This window comes from Vibrio navarrensis, from assembly GCF_015767675.1.
In the GTDB taxonomy this organism is placed as follows: domain Bacteria; phylum Pseudomonadota; class Gammaproteobacteria; order Enterobacterales; family Vibrionaceae; genus Vibrio.
In genome coordinates, this window is sequence record NZ_CP065217.1 from 1,549,555 (window position 1) to 1,568,967 (window position 19,413).

The following is a 19,413-nucleotide window of genomic DNA, read 5'->3' on the forward strand; positions in this document are numbered from 1 at the left end:
ATAAAGGGACGCTCTATGTCTGATTTAAAACCTGCTGAATTCGTGCAAACCATGATTGATGTTGGTGAAGCGAAAATAAAAACCTCAACGCGCGACTTAATTTTGCGCGGCACGATGGCGGGCATCATATTATCGCTCGCTGTGGTGGTGGCGATTACCGCGATTACGCAAACCGGATTAGGCATTGTCGGTGCGCTTGTGTTCCCGGTGGGTTTTTGCATTTTAAGCCTGATGGGATACGACTTGGTGACTGGCGTGTTTGGTTTGGCGCCGTTAGCCAAGTTTGATAATCGCCCGGGCATTACTTGGTCACGCGTCTTTCGTTGTTGGGGACTAGTTGGTCTTGGCAACTTAATTGGTTCACTGCTTGTTGCTGCGCTTATCGCACTCTCTTTAACCATGAACTTTAGCGTAGAGCCAAATGCGGTTGGTCAAACGTTTATCAAAGCGGCGACGGCTCGCACGGTAGGCTTTGAAAACCTAGGTGCAGATGGTTGGATCACCTGTTTTGTGCGCGGCATTTTGTGTAACTTGATGGTTTGTCTAGGTGTTGTCGGTAACATGACGGCCAGAACCGTGGCAGGAAAGATCGCCGCAATGTGGCTACCTATTTTTATCTTCTTCGCGCTGGTGTTTGAACACGCCGTGGTCAACATGTTCTTATTCCCACTCGGTATGATGCTGGGAGCGGACTTCGGCATCGCGACTTGGTTGAACTTCAACTTGATCCCAACCATTTTAGGGAACATCGTCGGAGGTTTACTCTTCACTTGCATTCCTCTTTATTTAACGCACGCGAAAACCTCGCCAGCGCTGGCGAGCAAACTGCCGTAAGCATTCAACCTGTGTTGAATGGCAAATAACCTAAGTCATGCCCTGAAACGGTGTGGTTTCGTGGCAAGTCAATAATCGAAGGTGAGCGAGTACGCTAATCAGCCAGATACTCGCTTACGCTAAAGATTTTCTGATAACAAGTGGCCATTTACCAAATAAGCCGTTGTGAGTGCCACTTTTTATCATCAAAATTTCTATAGGCTCAACAATGAAGTCAATCACGCTCGCTTCCGTTCAAACTCAAGGTTTTGTTTCTCTGGTCGGTGCAGGGCCCGGCGATCCCGATCTTTTGACCGTAAAAGGGTATCGCGTTATTCAACAAGCGGACGTGGTGGTTTACGACCGTTTGGTTTCCGCTGAAATTCTTGCTCTCGCTAGTGAAAATGCCGAGAGAATTTACGTCGGCAAAAAGCTCGATTATCACTGCGTGCCGCAAGACCAAATCAACCAAATTTTGCTCGATAAGGCATTAGAGGGTAAACGTGTCGTGCGCCTCAAAGGCGGGGACTCGTTTATTTTTGGACGTGGCGGGGAAGAGCTTGAGGTATTGGCTGAACACGGTATTCGCTTTGAGGTGGTTCCCGGCATTACCGCTGCCGCCGGAGCAACCGCCTATGCGGGGATTCCGCTGACCCATCGCGATCACGCACAGAGTGTGCAGTTTATTACGGGCCACATTCAAAAATATGGCAAAGAGATCAAATGGGCGTCACTGGCGCAAGCCAATACCACTTTGGTGTTTTATATGGGGCTCAAGCAGTCTGGGTACATCGCGCAGAAGCTACTGGAAAATGGATTGGATGCCAATATGGCGTGTGCAATTATTGAGAATGGTACGCGCCGAGAGCAAAAAGTGCTGCGTGGAACCTTACAAGATTTACCAAGTCTCGCTCGGCAGGCAGTAAGTCCTGCGCTGATCGTAGTGGGTCGCGTTACAACTTTGCACGAAAAACTGAAATGGTTCGCTTAATTTGCTGGTTAAAATTGGGCTGGAAACTCTAATTTCTGCCCATTTTCAATGCGTTAGGAGTGTTTTTTAACCGATCAGTAACTTTGGCTAGCGAAATTGCTAGCATTTTTTTTCAGTAGGCGTATAGTATCTCTCGGCTCTTACAAAAGAGTGGTAATGTTAGATTTAGTCAAAGTTCCTTCTCAGTTATTTCTCGAAACCTTTCGTTAGACCTGCGTAAACTTTCTCTTGATAAATCATTCATAGCTTTGTATAGCCACTTTCAATAATTGATTAATTTTTTAAAGAGGTCACTATGTCTGGAAAAATGACAGGTACAGTAAAATGGTTCAACGAAACTAAAGGCTTTGGTTTCATCTCTCAAGACAACGGCGGCAAGGACGTTTTCGTTCACTTCCGTTCAATCGTTTCTGACGGTTTCAAAACTCTGGCTGAAGGCCAAAAAGTTAGCTTCAACGTTGAGCAAGGCCAAAAAGGTCCTCAAGCTTCTGAAGTAACTGTACTGTAATCAGTAACCAGTTTTTAAGACAAGTGGTGCGATTCGTCGCACCACTTTTCATTTGTGCTCAATAAAATTTCTAGCCTCAACTCTTTTCCTGATTTTCTGCAGAAATTTCATCCTCGATTGGTTGCCTCCGTAGACGACGCTAGGCGACGCACTTTCCCGGCTGTTCCTCTTTATCTAAATATTTCTCGCGAATCGCCAAAAACTGCTCCAAATTGCCAAGTAGAACGGCTACACACTGTGGGTCGAACATTTGGCCTGTATGGGCGCGAATAAAATCCACCACCGCATCAACCGACCATTCTGGTTTGTAAGCTCTGCGGCTAAGCAGCGCATCAAAAACATCCGATAATGTAACGATGCGAGCTTCAAGAGGGATGGCATCCGCACAAAGTTTGTCTGGCAGCCCGGCACCATCAAAATGTTCATGATGATGACGCACAATGTGTTTGATAAATGCAATTTCATCTTGTGACACCAGTTCGGCATCTGAGAGATGCACCACTTGTTCAATGATCTCTTCTCCGTAAATCGTATGCATGTTCATAATGCAGCGCTCTTCGTCGGTAAAACGCTTGTCACTAAACAGCACATGATCAGGAATTTTGTATTTGCCGATATCGTGAAAGGGGGCGTAAAGCCGTATACGGTGGATGAATTGATGGCTGATTTCGGGGCGCTGCCGAGAAAGCAACCTTGCCAGCAGTTCACTGTATTTGCCCATGCGGATGAGGTGTTCCTTTGTCTCGGGATCGCGAGCGTGCCCCATATTGAGCGCCACGCTCAACGCCGCCTGAAAGTGTTTTTGATTTTCATGTAGATGGATGAAAAGCTGACTAATGAGGTTGGAAAGAAAAGCCAAATCTTTTTGCACGTCTTGATTGGTGAAGTAGTGGGTCACCTCAGCGTTATAAAACAGAAATCCAAGCGTCTTGTTACGATAACTCAACGGGACGGTATAGCTGCTTTTATGGCCAAGTGCTATCAGCCTCGTCACTCGGTCGGTTGGTGTCATCTGCTGCAAGTCATTGACAATGCGAACAGCACTGCTGAAGGCAAGATGGGTGAGCGAAGAATCTGTCGTTAACGCATGCTCCGCAAAATCCAGCTCAGTTGAGACATCCGTACCAATCAGCCTATCTCGCACATAGTAATTGGATGCCTGTTTATCCCCTAGCAGCACGACCGAAAAGCGAGACAACGGTGGAAATGCTTCATACAGTTGTTGGAACAACTCGTCTAAGAGAGTGACGATCTCTTTGTTTTGCGATGCAATCTGGTTAAGCCTGAGGTAGTCCAACATCCTTTTGCCCCTTCTTAGCGTGGTTTGCGAGATTTGATCCCGCTCCTCAAATTGAGACGACTAATGTATCAATAATGCTACATATCGTTAACACAAAAAGCATTGAAGTTAGAATTCCATCATCTTTAACAGGGTTATTTCCGTCGTGGTCACAAGAATATGTGCACTCTGACACATAAAAGATGGCAATAAAAAAGCGCCATGGGAGTGGCGCTACATTTTTAGCTGCAAAAGTAGTAAAGGATCAACGTACTTTAAAGCGATTGAGGACCGCAGAAAGTGCCTGAGAGGTGTCATCGAGTTCATCACTGACCGAGTTAGTCTGGGCGGCATTACTGTTCAACTGACGAATGATTTCTTGAATGGCGGCCATGTTCTTGCTCACCTCATCGGTCACTTGGCGCTGCTCCATTGCTGACGTGGCCACCAGAGTATTGAGATTATTGATTTGTGCGACTGAATCAGTCACCACATTGAGGGTATCCATCACATGATTAGTACGTTCGGCGGTCTCTTCACAGCGTGTGCGCGTTGAACCCATTTCATTTACCACGTTTTCGGTGGTGGATTTTAGCTTGGCCAGCATCTCATTAATCTGCGCGGTACTTTGCTGGGTTCTCGCTGCTAAGGCGCGAACTTCGTCTGCGACCACGGCAAAACCACGACCTTGTTCCCCAGCGCGCGCCGCTTCAATTGCGGCGTTGAGAGCAAGCAAGTTGGTTTGCTCTGCGATATCGCCAATCACTTGCAATACCGAATTGATCTGCTTGGTATCGTCACTCATACGCGTGATGGTGTCTGACATCGAAACCACTTGCGTGACCAAATCGTTGACGCTGTGCACTGCGCCCGTAACACTCTGTTTCGACTCTTCAGCGTAGCGATTGGTTCTGTCGGTCAGTTTCGCCGCCTCGTCAGCGCTTTGGGCAATGGTGCTGGCGGTCGCGCTCATCTCCTCAATCGCAGTGATGGCTTGCTCGGTTTCTTGAGTGTGCTGATTGAGTGTCGAGAGGTTAGAGCTTGACTGTACGCCTAAATTAGCTACCGCATGGTCAATGCCTTTAGAAGAGTCGGCCACTTCGATAAACATCTGTTGCAGATGTTCAATAAACAAGTTGATGGAGTGAGAGATACGTCCGATCTCATCTTGGCTTTCAATATCAAGGCGTTGGGTCAGATCGCCATTGCCTTGCGAAAGACCAGCCACCACCACTTGCAAGCGCGCAAGCGGTTTGAATGACACATGCAGCAGTGGCACGCTAAACAGAATAATACCTGCCGCACACACTAACAGGGCGAGGGTGATCATCCAGTTGAGTTGGTCAGTATTGGCTTGGATGCTATCGAGATCGATGTAGCCGACCAGATCCCATTGTTGTCCGGCGAACGAGACGCTACGCACAATCGGCGTGAGGTTGTTGCCGTGCTTATTGCTGAAAATGACGCTGCCATTAGCGATCAGTTCGGCGTAACTGCCTTCGTTGGCGTAGTCGGTAATGACTTTACTAAATTGGCTTAAGTTAAAGACAAAAAAATCAACCGAATCATCAATGCGCTTGATAGAAAAGGTAATCATCGGTACGCCGCTATTCATGCTAACTGGGCTGATGACGGTTTCGCTAGGATGATTTTCTGCCAAGTCGATATACTGCTGAGCATCCTCGTCGCTCATATTGCCTGTATCGTCAAATGCATAGCCGTTGACGATTTTGACTATCTTGTCAAAACCCGAACTCTCTTTGGTTTCGCTGATGTCCATCATGCTGAAATTTAAACTGTTTGCCAGTGACAGTTTACCGTTTAGCTCAGCCTCAATTTTACGTTGGATAAGATCGACGTTATGGGTAATGTTTTTACTGTCAGATTCTTCTATATAGCGGCTGATGAAATAATTAACGCTGAAATAGGAGGTGACGATGGTTAATGTGATGATTGCGATGATCAGTGCAATGATCTTATTTTTAAAGGAAAGGTGATTCATAACACTTTAGATCCTTAAAAGTGACTAATGAAATAGGTGTCGCATTCCAGCGGCACAACAAAAGAGAAAACCTGATTTATAGTTTGGCTCAATAGTAAGACAGCCTCTATTTTGTTGCAAACAAGTTTCATTCGGTTGCAAACAGAATATCCACTGAGGTGAAGGCAAAATCCGCCACTTGCTTAAAATGTCAGCAATTTTGATAGGTTGGAGAACTCATTCGAGGTAGTTTTACTCTGTTACTCAGGCATAAACATCAATAAAAAAGTAACCCGTGATCAGCAAAGAAGAGAGCGCCACAAAACGTTGAATCCAGATGCGGGCAATATATTTGGACGCCATCGCTGAAATGTAACCGCCTGCTAAGCTGCCCACCAGCACCGCTATGCCATTTAGCCAATCAATCGAACCATGCCATATAAAAATAGCGACAGCGACGAGAGAAACGCAGCTAGAAATAAGCAGCTTGAGGCCGTTCATCAGATGAATATCGTGATAACCGCAAAGGCTCAGATAGCCAAGCGCGACGATGCCTAGCCCGGCATTAAAAAAGCCTCCGTAAGCCGAGACCAGGAGTAAAAAAGCAGCAGGTAAGATTTGGCGGGTGAGGCTCGATTTTTTCGCGTGTGAACCTTGAGCAAGGCGGCGATTGATATTTGGCCCAAAGATAAACAGCAAGGTGGCGAAGAGCAGCAGCCAAGGAATCGCAGTTAGAAAGTCATTTTCTTCGGTGGTCAGTAGCAGAACGGCGCCAAGCACGCCGCCCATTAGGCTGATTATGATGGTTCTTGGCAACACATCGCGATGGCTACTCAGTTCATGGCGAAAACCCCAAGCGCCACTGAGGTAACCAGCACAAGAGGCAAATGTATTGGTGGCATTGGCGATAACAGGCGGCACGCCAACTGCCATGAGTGCTGGGAACGTGATGAAACTGCCGCCGCCCGCAATGGAGTTGAGTACACCACCAAACACGCCAGCGAAGAAAAGTAGAAGAATATCCATGTGTTAGCTGTCCTTTTTTCTTCACCTTAGCGAAAGACAACGAGCAGTGATAGTGGACAAAAGGCAAACAGTGACTGAGTTGGCATCAATAAAAAACCGCCTCAAACGAGGCGGTCTATAGATTATTTGGCGGTTTGCGCCGTTTTGTTGCCGCTTGGTTTGAGCTTTTGATACACAGTCACCCACAGTGGGCTGGTGAGCATCACCACAGCAAGCAAAGTAAACACCAGCGTGATTGGCCGTTCCCACAAGAAGCTGAGCTGACCATCGGAGATCATTAATGCACGGCGCAGGTTCTCTTCCATCAGACCACCAAGGATAAAGCCAAGTAGCAGTGGCGCCAGCGGAAAATTGGCTAAACGCAGCGCAATCGCGCCCATAGCCACCAGCAGCATGACGAACACATCCATGGTGTTGAACGACACCAAATACACACCCGTGATCGAGAAAAACAGGATCATGGGGAGTAGTACGGTTTTAGGCACCGCAAGCAAACGTGAGATGTAAGGGATCAAAGGCAGATTTAGTACCAGTAAAACGATATTGCCAACGTACATCGAAATGATCACCGACCAAAACACATCGGGATGGTCAACAAACAGACGCGGCCCGGGTTGAATGCCGTATGCGATGAGGGCACCGAGCATGATGGCGGTGGTGCCTGATCCCGGAATGCCCAGTGTCAATAGGGGAACAAAGGAACCACTGGAAGCGGCATTATTGGCCGATTCTGGCGCGACTAAGCCGCGCAGGCTGCCTTTGCCGAACTCCTCTTTCTTCTCTTTTGGCGCGAGATTGCGCTCCATACCATAGCTCAGGAAAGCCGCGATGGTGGCACCTGCGCCCGGCAATACACCCGTAAAGAAACCGAGCAGCGATGAGCGAATGGAAACAGGGGCGGCTTCTTTGAACTCTTCCTTACTGATTTTCATTGAGCCGATGTTGCTGAGTTTGTTTTGTTCTTCGCCGCGAGTGTCTTGTTCTGGCTTTAAAATGCCCATTAAGGTTTCGCCGAGAGCGAACGTCGCCATGGCAAGCAGAAGGAAGCTAAAGCCATCCATCAAGTCGGTGAGGCCGAATGTAAAACGCTCAACACCGACGCCTTTATCGATGCCCACGGTTGATAGCATTAGCCCGAGAATAGTCATCATCCAAGCTTTCAGCACTTGACCTTTGCCCGCAAACGCCGCCACTGCAGAGAGGCCAACCAACATCAGCGCAAAATAGTCTGAAGATTGAAAACTGAGCGAGACGGTCGCGAGCGCTGGCGCGGCGATCAATAGCATGATGGCGGAGAGCGTTCCGCCGGTAAACGAAGCATACGCAGCCAGTGCTAGCGCTTTACCTGCTTGGCCTTTTTGCGCCATTGGGTAGCCATCAAAGGCCGTTACAACAGTGGAAGAACAGCCGGGAGCGTTGATCAAAATCGACGAAGTGGAGCCACCAAAAATAGCGCCATAATAGACCCCTGCCATCAAGATCATGCCTGAAGCAGGTTCGAGCCCGTAGGTGATTGGGATCATCAGCGCAATCGCCGAAATCGGGCCAAGCCCCGGCAACATACCGATGAAGGTGCCAACAAAACAGCCAACAATCACCATCAAAAGGTTCATCGGCATTACCGCCGTTGAAAGGCCTTGCAAAATTCCATCTAACATAACATTTATCCTATAAAGCCGATTACCACAGGGTGAAGATCACGCCGGGTTCAAGGTAAACATCCAAGCCTTTGGTGAGCAGCAGATAAAACGCGATCACAAAGGGAAAAGACGCGCCAAATAAGACCTTTTTGCGACGTTCGCCAAGCAAGTAAAAACCAGCCATCAGGAAAAAACCGGTAGCGAGCACAAAACCAAGGTAAGTGAGGCCAAGTCCGTATAACGCCATGAGGACGATAAAAGCGATCAGCAGTTTCCAGTTAAAATTCACCACAGCGCCACTTTTACTGTCAGGTTGACCGGAGATCAGCAGCAACAGCGATAGCAAACTGCCGATGATGGTGAGCGCAAACGGCAAGGTACGGGCAGTGAAGGGTTCGAGTTCATCGCCCGGATAAAGCGGGATCTGATAAGTTTGATAGCCGTAGCCAAGACAGAGAAGCAAGAAAATCAGCGCGCCAACGCGGTCACGGCTGAGTAACAACTCGGTCGAGAACAGTTTATTGCTTTTGAGTGAAGTGGTTGGTAAGTCCGACATAGCCAACTCCATGATTCAAGAAAGAAAAGCGCCGTAAATGAAGCGTCAATGAGAAGGATTCACTGACAAAACAGACCATACGACCTGCGAGGATTCATAAACAAAGGAGTAATCAAACACTGCCGAGGCAGCACTTCATAAACGGCAAAAGGGTGATAAGGGCAGGGGAAACCTGCCCGTCTGGATTATTTCAAAAAGCCGAGCTCGCGCATCAGGTCGCCCATCTGCTTCTCTTGCTCTTCAAGGAAGGCATAGAACTCTTTGTCTGCTTTGTAGTTGTCAATCCAACCATTGCGATCGCGCACCACTTTCCAATCTTCGGTGGTGTACATCTTGCTGAGCGCGGCATTCCACTCGTTTATTTTCTCTTGGCTCACGCCCGGTGCGGCAAAGAAACCGCGCCAGTTGGCAAAGACGGTTGGGTTGTTGTATTCGGTCAGTGTGGGAATGTTGGGCGCGGCTGCAAGGCGTTTGGGTGCTGTCACCGCTAGCACCTTGACTTGGCCAGCCTTAGACATTTCCAGCACTTCGCCAAGACCGGTTGAGAGCAACTGAGTTTCTCCAGAAAGTAGCGCCGCCATCGCTTTACCACCAGCATCATATGCGATGTAGCGTACATCTTTTGCTTCAAAACCTTGGCCTTTAAACGCAGCGGCGGCAACAAGGTGGTCCATGGAGCCGCGTGCGGAGCCGCCAGCCACTTTCACTTTGAGAGGGTTGGCCGCGAAATCTTTCACCACATCTTCCCAAGTGTTGTACTTCGAATCTGCCGACGCCACGATGGCACCGTAATCCGCCACTGTGGCAGCGACAGGAGTCAAATCTCGGAACGATTGCGGAAACACGCCGCTGAGCGAGCGAACTACGATCGGCGTCGAGTTGACCATCAGCGTATCTTCTTGGCGTTTGGCCGTTTCAATCAGATGCGCAATTGCTTTGCCACCACCGCCACCGGAAAGGTTTTGGTAGGAGACGTTGTCGACAATCTCCGCTTTCATCAGTACATCACCTGTACCGCGTGCAGTCATATCCCAGCCGCCGCCTGCGCCACCTGGGATCAGAAAGTGGATTTTCTCTATATCAGCGGCAAAAGTGTTCAGAGAAAAAGTAGCGGCGATGATCGAGGCTGCCAGAGTCGGTTTAAGTGCCTTAAACATGTTTCACGTTCCTTATGTCGGCGCTTCCTCGCTAAGAAGAAGCTGCTTATCGTTATGGTTTTTCCCCGCTACCACAGCATGTATGTCGCAGGAATAGAGAAAGGTTAAAAACCTGTTAACAAAATGTCTCTAATAGGAAGTTAAAAAAAATAACGGTCATAAAGTGAATTTTGTGCATAAAGTTCACGCCATCTCGTACGTTTTTGCCCAGCAATAGAAACTGTCGACACTTATCCATGTTTTGTTTGCGCTGAGTTGTTGCTATCGAGACTTTTCTTTTCAGTGCTAATGCCGCCTTTAAATGTTTTTATAGAATAAAAACAACAAGATAATATCAAATTCTGAACTGATTCTGGCTGGTTTCTTCAATTGATGGTTGTTTTGAATATAACCATTGGGATATATACCTTAGTCTAAAGTGTCGACAGTTGGCTTGATTGTCGACACTTTTATGCGCTATGTTAGCGTCAAGAGATAAAGAGTGTAGACACATAAGCGTGTCTGGAAGCGTGATGGAAATGAATGTCGAAGAGAGAGCTCACCTTAAAGTGCCAGTAAATGAGAAAGAAAATACCAAGTCAGAGACACTGACGGAGCTGTTGGTTGAAGCCATCATCAACGGCGACATGCTGCCGGGGAGTAAAATCTCGGAGCCGGAGCTGGCAAAACATTATCAAGTGAGTCGTGGGCCTTTACGTGAAGCGATCATGCGGGTGGAGGGGCTGGGTTTGATTGAACGCGCTCCGCATATTGGCGCGCGCGTGATTACCTTCTCTCCAGAAAAACTGATTGAGCTGTACGCGGTGCGCGAAGCATTGGAGGGCATGGCAGCCCGATTGGCCGCACGTTACATCACTCAAGAAGAGTTGCTGAGTTTGGAACTGCTGCTTTCGACCCATTCGAAACATATCGACGAAGTGGAAGGATCTTCGTACTTCCATCAACACGGTGATTTTGATTTTCACTACCGGATCATCAAAGCGAGTCGTAATCGCAAGCTCATCGCTTTGCTGTGTGACGAGCTCTACCACTTGCTGCGCATGTACCGTTATCAATCACCCAGAGCCCAATCGCGACCCAAAGAAGCGTTGGATGAACATAAGTATATTTTGCAGGCGATCCGTAATCGTGATGAAGAACTGGCAGAAATGCTGATGAGACGCCATATTTCAGGCAGTAGGAAACTAATTGAACAACATATTCTGCAAGATTAGAGGAAAATGTGATGAATTTATCCCCCGGGGCGAAGTTTAGACTCGCCGTCCAACAAAACGATCCGTTACAAATTGTCGGCACGATCAACCCATATTGCGCCATGATGGCGAAAAAACTCGGTCATCAGGCGATTTATCTCTCTGGAGGTGGTATCGCTAACGCCTCTTATGGCTTGCCGGATCTCGGCATCACCACACTCAACGATGTGCTGGTGGACGTGGAACGCATCACCAATGCGTGTGACCTGCCTTTATTGGTCGACATCGACACCGGTTTTGGCGGCGCGTTTAACATTGCCCGCACCATCAAAGCGATGGAAAAAGCCGGCGCAGCGGCGGTGCACATGGAAGACCAAGTGGCGCAGAAACGCTGTGGTCACCGACCCAACAAAGCGATTGTCAGCCAGCAAGAGATGGTGGACCGCGTTAAAGCGGCGGTCGATGCGCGCAGTAATCCAGAGTTTGTCATCATGGCGCGTACCGATGCGCTGGCGGTTGAAGGTATGGACAGTGCCATTGAACGTGCCATTGCGTGCGTAGAAGCGGGCGCCGACATGATTTTCCCGGAAGCGATGACAGAGCTTAAGCAGTATGAGCAGTTCTCAACGGCGCTACAATCTGCTACGGGTAAGCATGTGCCTATTCTGGCCAATATCACCGAGTTTGGCCAAACGCCGCTGTACGGCGGTGAAGAACTCGCCAAAGCGAAAGTGGATATGGTGCTTTACCCGCTGAGCGCATTCCGCGCGATGAACAAAGCGGCCGAGATGGTGTATCGCCATCTGCTGGAGGTGGGCAATCAGGAAGCACTGCTGGGGCAGATGCAGACGCGCAAAGAGCTGTATGAATACCTCAACTATCATGATTACGAAGACAAGCTGGATCAGCTGTTTTCAGAAAAATCCTCCTAAAAGGAAGCCTTTTGGTGGGGAAGCCCAAGAAAAAGTCGGAAATTGTACAGAGCCCTTAAGGGACAAACCCAATAACGTGAAACCGCTGCGCCATTGAGCATACGCTGATCCAACGAGGTCGATTCACCAGAATCTAAAGCGCAGCAAGAAAAGGAGTTCGACATGTCATCGAAAGAGCTAGGCGGAGCAGGTCTACGTGGTCAAAGCGCTGGAAGCACTGCTTTATGTACCGTTGGTAAAACTGGAACCGGTTTGACGTACCGCGGTTATGACATCACAGATCTGGCAAATAATGCTCAATTTGAAGAAGTTGCTCATCTACTGTTGGTCGGTCATTTGCCAACGCAAGCCGAACTGGACCAATACAAAACCCGTCTGATTGGCCTGCGCGGCCTGCCTCAGCCATTGAAAGAGGTACTGGAGCGCATTCCGGCCGACGCGCACCCGATGGACGTGATGCGGACGGGTTGTTCGATGCTGGGAAATCTGGAAACTGAACACGATTTTTCACAGCAGCTCGCCGCGACAGAGCGCATGCTGGCGCTGTTTCCGGCCATCATCTGTTACTGGTATCGCTTTAGCCATGATGGCGTGCGCATCGATACAGAAGACACCAGTGAAGACTGTATCGGCGGTTACTTCCTGAAAATGCTGACCGACAAAGCGCCAAGCGATCTATTCAAACAAGTGATGCACTGCTCGTTGATTCTGTACGCAGAGCACGAGTTCAACGCATCCACGTTCACGGCTCGCGTCTGTGCCTCCACCTTGTCTGATATTCACTCGTGCGTGACGGGCGCGATCGGTACGCTGCGCGGTCCGCTGCATGGCGGCGCGAACGAAGCGGCGATGGAGATGATCGAGAACTGGAAAACGCCGGATGAAGCGGAACAAAACATTCTGCGCATGCTGGAAAACAAAGAGAAAATCATGGGCTTTGGTCACGCGATTTACCGTGAGAGCGATCCGCGTAACGCCCTGATCAAACGCTGGTCGAAAGAATTGTCCGAAAAAGTCGGTGACACCCAACTCTATGCTGTTTCTGAGCGTGTTGAAGCGGTAATGAAACGCGAGAAGGGCTTGTTCTGTAACGCCGATTTCTTCCACGCCTCGGCGTATCACTTCATGGGTATTCCAACCAAACTCTTCACGCCCATCTTCGTGATGAGCCGTTTGACTGGCTGGGCTGCCCACGTGTACGAGCAGCGTGCGAACAACCGCATCATTCGTCCAAGTGCTGACTATGTTGGTCCGGATCATCAGCAATGGTTGCCGATTGAAAAACGCGGCTAACTCGCCAAGAAATGACCGTGCCCAATAGGCGCGGTCATCAATTTAATGCGGTTCGCCGAAGGGCGAATTTGCCTGCCACGGTTGTGACGCCCAAACAACTTAAAGCACTGGCGATACGCTTTCTGCTTTAAGTGGCAAGGGAATAGTAATGAATCGGATGGATACTATGACCACTCAAAACGAAATGAACAGCCAATACCGCAAACTACTGCCCGGCACAAATATCCGTTATTTCGATGCCGAAGAAGCGGTCAACGCAATTGCGCCCGGTGCCTACGCGACGCTGCCTTATACCTCACGCGTTCTGGCTGAAAACTTGGTTCGCCGCTGCGAACCCGAAGCACTGACAGACTCCCTGAAACAACTGATTGAACGCAAACGCGACCTTGATTTCCCCTGGTATCCGGCGCGCGTGGTGTGTCACGACATTCTTGGCCAAACCGCGTTGGTTGATTTGGCTGGTCTGCGCGATGCGATCGCAGAGCAGGGCGGCGATCCAGCCAAAGTCAACCCGGTGGTGGAAACGCAACTGATTGTTGACCACTCGCTTGCGGTCGAACACGCAGGGTTTGAACCGGATGCGTTTGAGAAAAACCGCGCGATTGAAGATCGCCGCAACGAAGACCGTTTTCACTTCGTCGAATGGTGTAAAACCGCGTTTAAGAACGTCAGCGTGATCCCTGCCGGGAACGGCATCATGCACCAGATCAACCTGGAAAAAATGTCGCCCGTGGTACAACTGAAAAACGGCGTGGCGTTTCCTGATACCTGTGTCGGCACCGACAGCCATACGCCGCACGTCGATTCTCTTGGCGTCATCGCGATTGGCGTCGGCGGTTTGGAAGCCGAAACTGTCATGCTCGGCCGCCCATCCATGATGCGCCTGCCGGACATTGTCGGCGTAAAACTGATCGGCAAACGTAAACCGGGCATTACCGCCACCGACATCGTTTTGGCGATCACCGAATTTCTGCGCGGCGAACGCGTGGTCTCGTCTTATCTCGAATTTTTCGGTGAAGGGGCGAAACAGCTCACCATCGGCGACCGCGCGACGATTTCCAACATGACACCGGAATATGGCGCTAGCGCGGGCATGTTCTACATTGATGAGCAGACCATCAACTACCTGAAACTGACCGGCCGTGATGCCGAACAAGTGGCGCTGGTTGAACAGTACGCCAAACAAACGGGCTTGTGGGCGGATGCGCTGGAGACGGCGCAATACGAACGCGTATTGGAGTTTGATCTCTCCCAAGTAGAACGTAACTTGGCCGGGCCTTCCAACCCGCATCGCCGTCTTCCAACCTCGCAACTGGTGCAACGTGGCATTGCCGGAAAGTGGGAAGAGAAAGCGGGTGAAATGCCCGATGGTGCTGTGATCATCGCCGCCATTACCTCGTGTACCAACACCAGTAACCCGCGCAACGTGGTCGCGGCTGGCTTGGTGGCGAAAAAAGCCAATGAGCTGGGCTTGGTACGTAAACCGTGGGTGAAAACCTCATTTGCGCCGGGCTCGAAAGTCGCCAAATTGTATCTTGAAGAAGCCAAGCTGCTGCCCGAATTGGAAAAGTTGGGCTTTGGCATCGTGGCGTATGCATGTACCACCTGTAACGGCATGAGTGGCGCGCTGGATCCGAAGATCCAACAAGAGATCATCGATCGCGATCTGTACGCGACCGCCGTATTGTCGGGCAACCGCAACTTTGATGGTCGGATTCACCCCTATGCCAAACAGGCGTTTCTGGCCTCGCCACCGCTGGTCGTCGCCTATGCGCTGGCGGGTACGATTCGCTTTGATATCGAGCGCGATGCGCTGGGGCATGATGCCAACGGTAAGCCGATTTACCTCAACGATATCTGGCCAAGCGATGAAGAGATTGATGCGATTGTGAATCAGCACGTTAAACCTGAGCAGTTCAATCAAGTCTACATTCAAATGTTTAAACTCGATGACGCCGAGCAAAACAGCAATCCACTGTACGACTGGCGCCCAATGAGTACCTACATTCGCCGTCCGCCGTATTGGGAAGGCGCACTGGCGGGTGAACGCACGCTTAAAGGCATGCGCCCATTGGCGGTGGTGGGTGACAACATCACCACCGACCACCTGTCGCCATCGAATGCGATTCTTGCCAGCAGCGCCGCGGGTGAATACCTGACTAAAATGGGCGTGCCGGAAGAGGACTTTAACTCCTACGCGACGCACCGCGGCGATCACCTGACGGCGCAGCGCGCAACGTTTGCCAACCCGAAACTGTTCAATGAAATGGTCAAAGAGAATGGCGAGGTGGTGCAAGGCTCGCTTGCGCGTATCGAACCGGACGGCAAAGTGACGCGCATGTGGGAAGCGATTGAAACCTACATGCAGCGCAAACAGCCGCTGATCATTGTGGCGGGCGACGACTACGGTCAAGGCTCCTCGCGTGACTGGGCAGCTAAAGGCGTGCGTTTAGCAGGTGTGGAAGCGATTGTCGCCGAAGGCTTTGAGCGCATCCACCGTACTAACTTGGTCGGCATGGGTGTGTTGCCATTGCAATTCAAAGAGGGCGTGAATCGCCTCACGCTGGGGCTCGATGGCACCGAACTGTACGACGTGGTGGGTGACATCAAGCCGGGCTGCGATTTGGCGCTGGTGATCACTCGTCAAAACGGCGAGAAGCTGGATGTCGCGGTGACGTGTCGTTTAGATACCGCCGATGAAGTGCATGTGTATAACGCGGGCGGTGTTCTGCAGCGTTTTGCGCAAGACTTTTTGGCCAGCTGAGAAGGAGTGATGCAATGAGCAATGTCAGCATAGCTTCTCCATGGACCACCGCTGAGATGCTGTCTCAGTCCCTATCTTCTCAAACCCGAGTGCCCGCGACCTATATGCGTGGCGGCACCAGCAAAGGGGTGTTTTTCCGTCTACACGATCTGCCGCCTGCGGCGCAGGTTGCGGGAGCGGCGCGCGATCGCTTGCTCATGCGCGTAATTGGCAGCCCGGATCCGTACGGCAAACAGATTGACGGCATGGGCGGCGCCACTTCAAGCACCAGTAAAACCGTGATTGTGTCGAAAAGTGCCCAAGCGGATCATGACGTCGATTATCTGTTTGGACAAGTGTCGATTGATAAAGCGTTTGTCGACTGGAGCGGCAACTGCGGCAATCTGTCGGCGGCGATTGGTCCGTTTGCGATTTACGCCGGATTTATTGCGCCCGAGCGCATTCCTCACAACGGTGTGGTTGAGGTGCGCGTGTGGCAAGTCAACATCAGCAAAACCATCGTCGTGCATGTGCCGATCAAAGATGGCTTGGTGCAGGAAACCGGTGAGTTTGAACTTGATGGCGTGACATTCCTAGCGGCGGAAATTCAGGTCGATTTTATGGACCCGGCCGACGGTGAAGGCTCTATGTTCCCGACCGGAAATTTGGTCGATGATCTTGATGTTCCGGGCGTAGGCACATTTAACGCCACGCTCATCAATGCGGGCATTCCGACGATTTTTGTTGATGCCGCGTCGATTGGCTATCAGGGCGCGGAGCTTCAGGATGACATCAACAACGACAGCAAAGCGCTGGCGATGTTTGAAACCATTCGTGCCTACGGCGCGCTGAAAATGGGGCTGATTCAAGACCTTAGTGAAGCGCAAACCCGTCAGCACACCCCCAAAATTGCATTTGTCTCCAAACCGCAAACCTACACCGCATCCAGCGGCAAAACCGTTGCAGCCAGTGATGTAGATGTCCTGGTGCGCGCGTTATCGATGGGCAAATTGCATCACGCCATGATGGGGACCGCTGCCGTTGCCATCGCTGCCGCGGCGTGTGTGCCAGGAACGCTGGTGAATTTGGCCGCCGGTGGCGGAGAGAAAACGTCGGTGACCTTTGGTCACCCTTCGGGAACATTAAAAGTTGGCGCCAGTGCAAGCGAAACGACGCAAGGTTGGGTGGTAGAAAAAGCCGTGATGGGTCGCAGCGCACGTATTTTGATGGAAGGCTGGGTGCGCGTGCCCGCAGAAACCATCAACCACGGCTAAGCCAGAACAATCAAGGAGAAGCACCATGTCTGCATATTTAAAGGAATATCAATGGGCAAAGGATGAGCCGCAAGCGTTCTGGAAAGCTCAAGCCCAAAACATCGACTGGTTTGAATTCCCTCAAACCATTTTGCAAGAAGACGAGCACGGCATTGAACGCTGGTTCCCGGATGGTTTGCTCAACACCTCGTGGTTGGCGCTGGATTACCACTGTGAACAGGGTCGCGGCGACCAAACGGCGCTGATTTACGATTCGCCGGTGACGGGTAAAAAACAGCGATACAGCTACACCGCGCTGCGAGATTGTGTTGCGCGCGTGGCGGGTATGTTGGCCGAGCAGGGTGTCACCAAAGGCGATCGCGTGATCATCTATATGCCGATGATCCCGGAAGCGGCGATGGCGATGCTAGCGTGCGCGCGTTTGGGGGCGATTCACTCGGTGGTGTTTGGCGGTTTTGCGCCAAACGAGCTGGCAGTGCGGATTGAAGACGCCGAGCCAAAAGTCATTATGACCGCCTCATGCGGTGTGGAAGTCAACAAAGTGATTCCTTACAAGCCTATGGTCGATAAAGCGATCATGGACAGTCGTTGGAAACCGGAAAAAGTGTTGGTGTATCAACGCCCGGAGTGTCTTGCCGATTTAACCAGTGAACGCGATCTGGAATGGAACACGCTGATTCAAAGCGCGCTGCCGCATGCGTGTGTGCCCGTGCTGGCAACGGACCCGCTTTACATTCTTTACACCTCAGGAACGACAGGCAAACCCAAAGGTGTGGTGCGTGACAACGGCGGTCATGCCGTCGCGATGAAATACTCGATGAACTGTATTTACAACATGCCGCAAAATGGCGTGTTCTGGGCCGCATCGGATGTGGGCTGGGTGGTGGGGCATTCTTACATTGTGTATGCGCCGCTGATTCACGGCTGCACAACCATTTTGTATGAAGGCAAACCAGTGCGTACGCCGGATCCAGGTGCATTCTGGCGCGTGTGTCAGGAATACAAAGTCACTGCACTGTTCTCGGCGCCAACGGCTTTCCGAGCCATCAAGAAAGAAGATCCAAATGGCGAGTATCTTAAGCACTATGACCTGTCGAGCGTGAAAACCATCTTTATGGCGGGTGAACGTTTGGATCCGCCAACTTTAGAATGGGTCGAATCGCAAACCGACAAACCGGTCATTGACCACTGGTGGCAAACCGAAACGGGCTGGGCGATTGCCGGCAACCCAACGGGCATTGAACTGATGCCGATTAAAGCGGGTTCAGCGACTAAGCCGATTCCGGGGTATCAAGTGGAAATCCTCAATGAACTGGGCGAGGTGCTGCCGCCGAATCAGCAAGGCTTTGTGGCGTTGAAACGCCCGTTGCCGCCAAGCTGTTTGCCGACTGTATGGCGTAATCACGACCGTTTTGAGTCCGGTTATTTGTCGCAATTCCCAGGTTACTACGTCTCAGGTGATGGCGGTTATCTGGATGAAGATGGTTACCTGTTCATCATGGGCCGCATTGACGATGTGATTAACGTTGCGGGTCACCGTCTCTCGACTGGTGAAATGGAAGAGATTGTTGGCGCGCACCCAGCGGTGGCGGAATGCGCGGTGGTGGGTGTGCATGATGAACTGAAAGGGCAGTTGCCAATCGGGTTTGTGGTGCTCAAAGATGGTGTCAAAGTCGATGAACTGCAGTTGGAGCAAGAGCTTATCGGCAAAGTGCGAAACGAGATTGGTGCGGTGGCCTGCTTTAAACATGCCATGGTTGTCGAACGTTTGCCCAAAACCCGATCGGGTAAAATATTGCGCCGCACCATTCGCCAGATCGCAGATGGTGAGCAATACGTCGTTCCCTCCACCATTGATGACCCCTCTAGCTTGAATGAAATTGAGAAAGTACTGCATCGAGAGTGATGGTTGTCTCAAGAAAAGTACCAGTCCCGCTGATAAATGGCGGGATTGGCGTTTTTGGCTACGCGACTCCAGCGTGATAACTGTCGGAGCAACAACAAATTTTCTTGCTATCCTCCTTTGC

The 19,413-nt window shown here is 50.6% G+C and carries 15 protein-coding genes; 9 read left to right on the forward strand and 6 right to left on the reverse strand.

Translation table 11 applies throughout. The annotated features are described in order from the left end of the window. Positions 1-15 precede the first annotated feature (15 nt). The 3 genes from I3X05_RS07040 (at position 16) to cspE (ending at position 2,312) form a co-directional block, all read left to right on the forward strand. Complete coding sequence (locus I3X05_RS07040) at positions 16-834, forward strand: formate/nitrite transporter family protein (protein WP_193157418.1); 819 nt, start codon at positions 16-18, stop codon at positions 832-834. Positions 835-1,042: 208 nt separating this feature from the next. Continuing rightward, positions 1,043-1,804 (forward strand): uroporphyrinogen-III C-methyltransferase, encoded by a 762-nt coding sequence (cobA, locus tag I3X05_RS07045; protein WP_193157419.1) that lies wholly within the window; start codon positions 1,043-1,045, stop codon positions 1,802-1,804. A gap of 295 nt (positions 1,805-2,099) precedes the next feature. Continuing rightward, positions 2,100-2,312: a transcription antiterminator/RNA stability regulator CspE gene (cspE, locus tag I3X05_RS07050; RefSeq protein WP_039426258.1), complete on the forward strand. Its 213-nt coding sequence runs from the start codon at positions 2,100-2,102 to the stop codon at positions 2,310-2,312. 139 nt (positions 2,313-2,451) lie between these two features. Here the strand turns inward: cspE and I3X05_RS07055 are convergent, their stop codons facing one another. The 6 genes from I3X05_RS07055 to I3X05_RS07080 form a co-directional block, all read right to left on the reverse strand. Then, entirely contained in the window at positions 2,452-3,612 is a 1,161-nt protein-coding gene (locus I3X05_RS07055; protein WP_337971081.1) for an HD domain-containing phosphohydrolase, read from the reverse strand. Positions 3,613-3,856: 244 nt separating this feature from the next. Continuing rightward, the gene (locus I3X05_RS07060; protein ID WP_337971082.1) at positions 3,857-5,593 is read right to left on the reverse strand and encodes a methyl-accepting chemotaxis protein; all 1,737 of its coding nucleotides are present in this window, start codon (positions 5,591-5,593) and stop codon (positions 3,857-3,859) included. Between the two features lie 243 nt (positions 5,594-5,836). Then, positions 5,837-6,598: a sulfite exporter TauE/SafE family protein gene (locus I3X05_RS07065; protein ID WP_337971083.1), complete on the reverse strand. Its 762-nt coding sequence runs from the start codon at positions 6,596-6,598 to the stop codon at positions 5,837-5,839. 122 nt (positions 6,599-6,720) lie between these two features. Then, positions 6,721-8,256 carry a tripartite tricarboxylate transporter permease gene (locus I3X05_RS07070; RefSeq protein ID WP_193166650.1) on the reverse strand — a complete coding sequence of 512 codons (1,536 nt, stop codon included), beginning with the start codon at positions 8,254-8,256 and terminating at the stop codon, positions 6,721-6,723. A 22-nt stretch (positions 8,257-8,278) separates the two neighbouring features. Continuing rightward, positions 8,279-8,794 carry a tripartite tricarboxylate transporter TctB family protein gene (locus I3X05_RS07075; protein WP_045571595.1) on the reverse strand — a complete coding sequence of 172 codons (516 nt, stop codon included), beginning with the start codon at positions 8,792-8,794 and terminating at the stop codon, positions 8,279-8,281. A 185-nt stretch (positions 8,795-8,979) separates the two neighbouring features. Beyond that, entirely contained in the window at positions 8,980-9,951 is a 972-nt protein-coding gene (locus tag I3X05_RS07080) for a tripartite tricarboxylate transporter substrate binding protein (RefSeq protein WP_337971084.1), read from the reverse strand. 518 nt (positions 9,952-10,469) lie between these two features. On the opposite strand from I3X05_RS07080, the gene I3X05_RS07085 reads away from it, so the two are divergent. From I3X05_RS07085 to I3X05_RS07110, 6 genes are all read left to right on the forward strand, one after another. Then, entirely contained in the window at positions 10,470-11,165 is a 696-nt protein-coding gene (locus I3X05_RS07085) for a GntR family transcriptional regulator (RefSeq protein ID WP_337971162.1), read from the forward strand. Between the two features lie 11 nt (positions 11,166-11,176). Further along, entirely contained in the window at positions 11,177-12,076 is a 900-nt protein-coding gene (gene prpB / locus I3X05_RS07090) for a methylisocitrate lyase (protein WP_039462981.1), read from the forward strand. A 162-nt stretch (positions 12,077-12,238) separates the two neighbouring features. Next, on the forward strand, positions 12,239-13,369 hold the full coding sequence (prpC, locus tag I3X05_RS07095; protein WP_045571597.1) for a bifunctional 2-methylcitrate synthase/citrate synthase: 1,131 nt from the start codon (positions 12,239-12,241) through the stop codon (positions 13,367-13,369). A 166-nt stretch (positions 13,370-13,535) separates the two neighbouring features. Further along, positions 13,536-16,133 (forward strand): Fe/S-dependent 2-methylisocitrate dehydratase AcnD, encoded by a 2,598-nt coding sequence (gene acnD / locus I3X05_RS07100; protein WP_337971163.1) that lies wholly within the window; start codon positions 13,536-13,538, stop codon positions 16,131-16,133. Between the two features lie 56 nt (positions 16,134-16,189). Next, entirely contained in the window at positions 16,190-17,386 is a 1,197-nt protein-coding gene (gene prpF / locus I3X05_RS07105; RefSeq protein ID WP_425304498.1) for a 2-methylaconitate cis-trans isomerase PrpF, read from the forward strand. A 25-nt stretch (positions 17,387-17,411) separates the two neighbouring features. Continuing rightward, on the forward strand, positions 17,412-19,292 hold the full coding sequence (locus I3X05_RS07110; RefSeq protein ID WP_337971085.1) for a propionyl-CoA synthetase: 1,881 nt from the start codon (positions 17,412-17,414) through the stop codon (positions 19,290-19,292). Positions 19,293-19,413 lie beyond the last annotated feature (121 nt).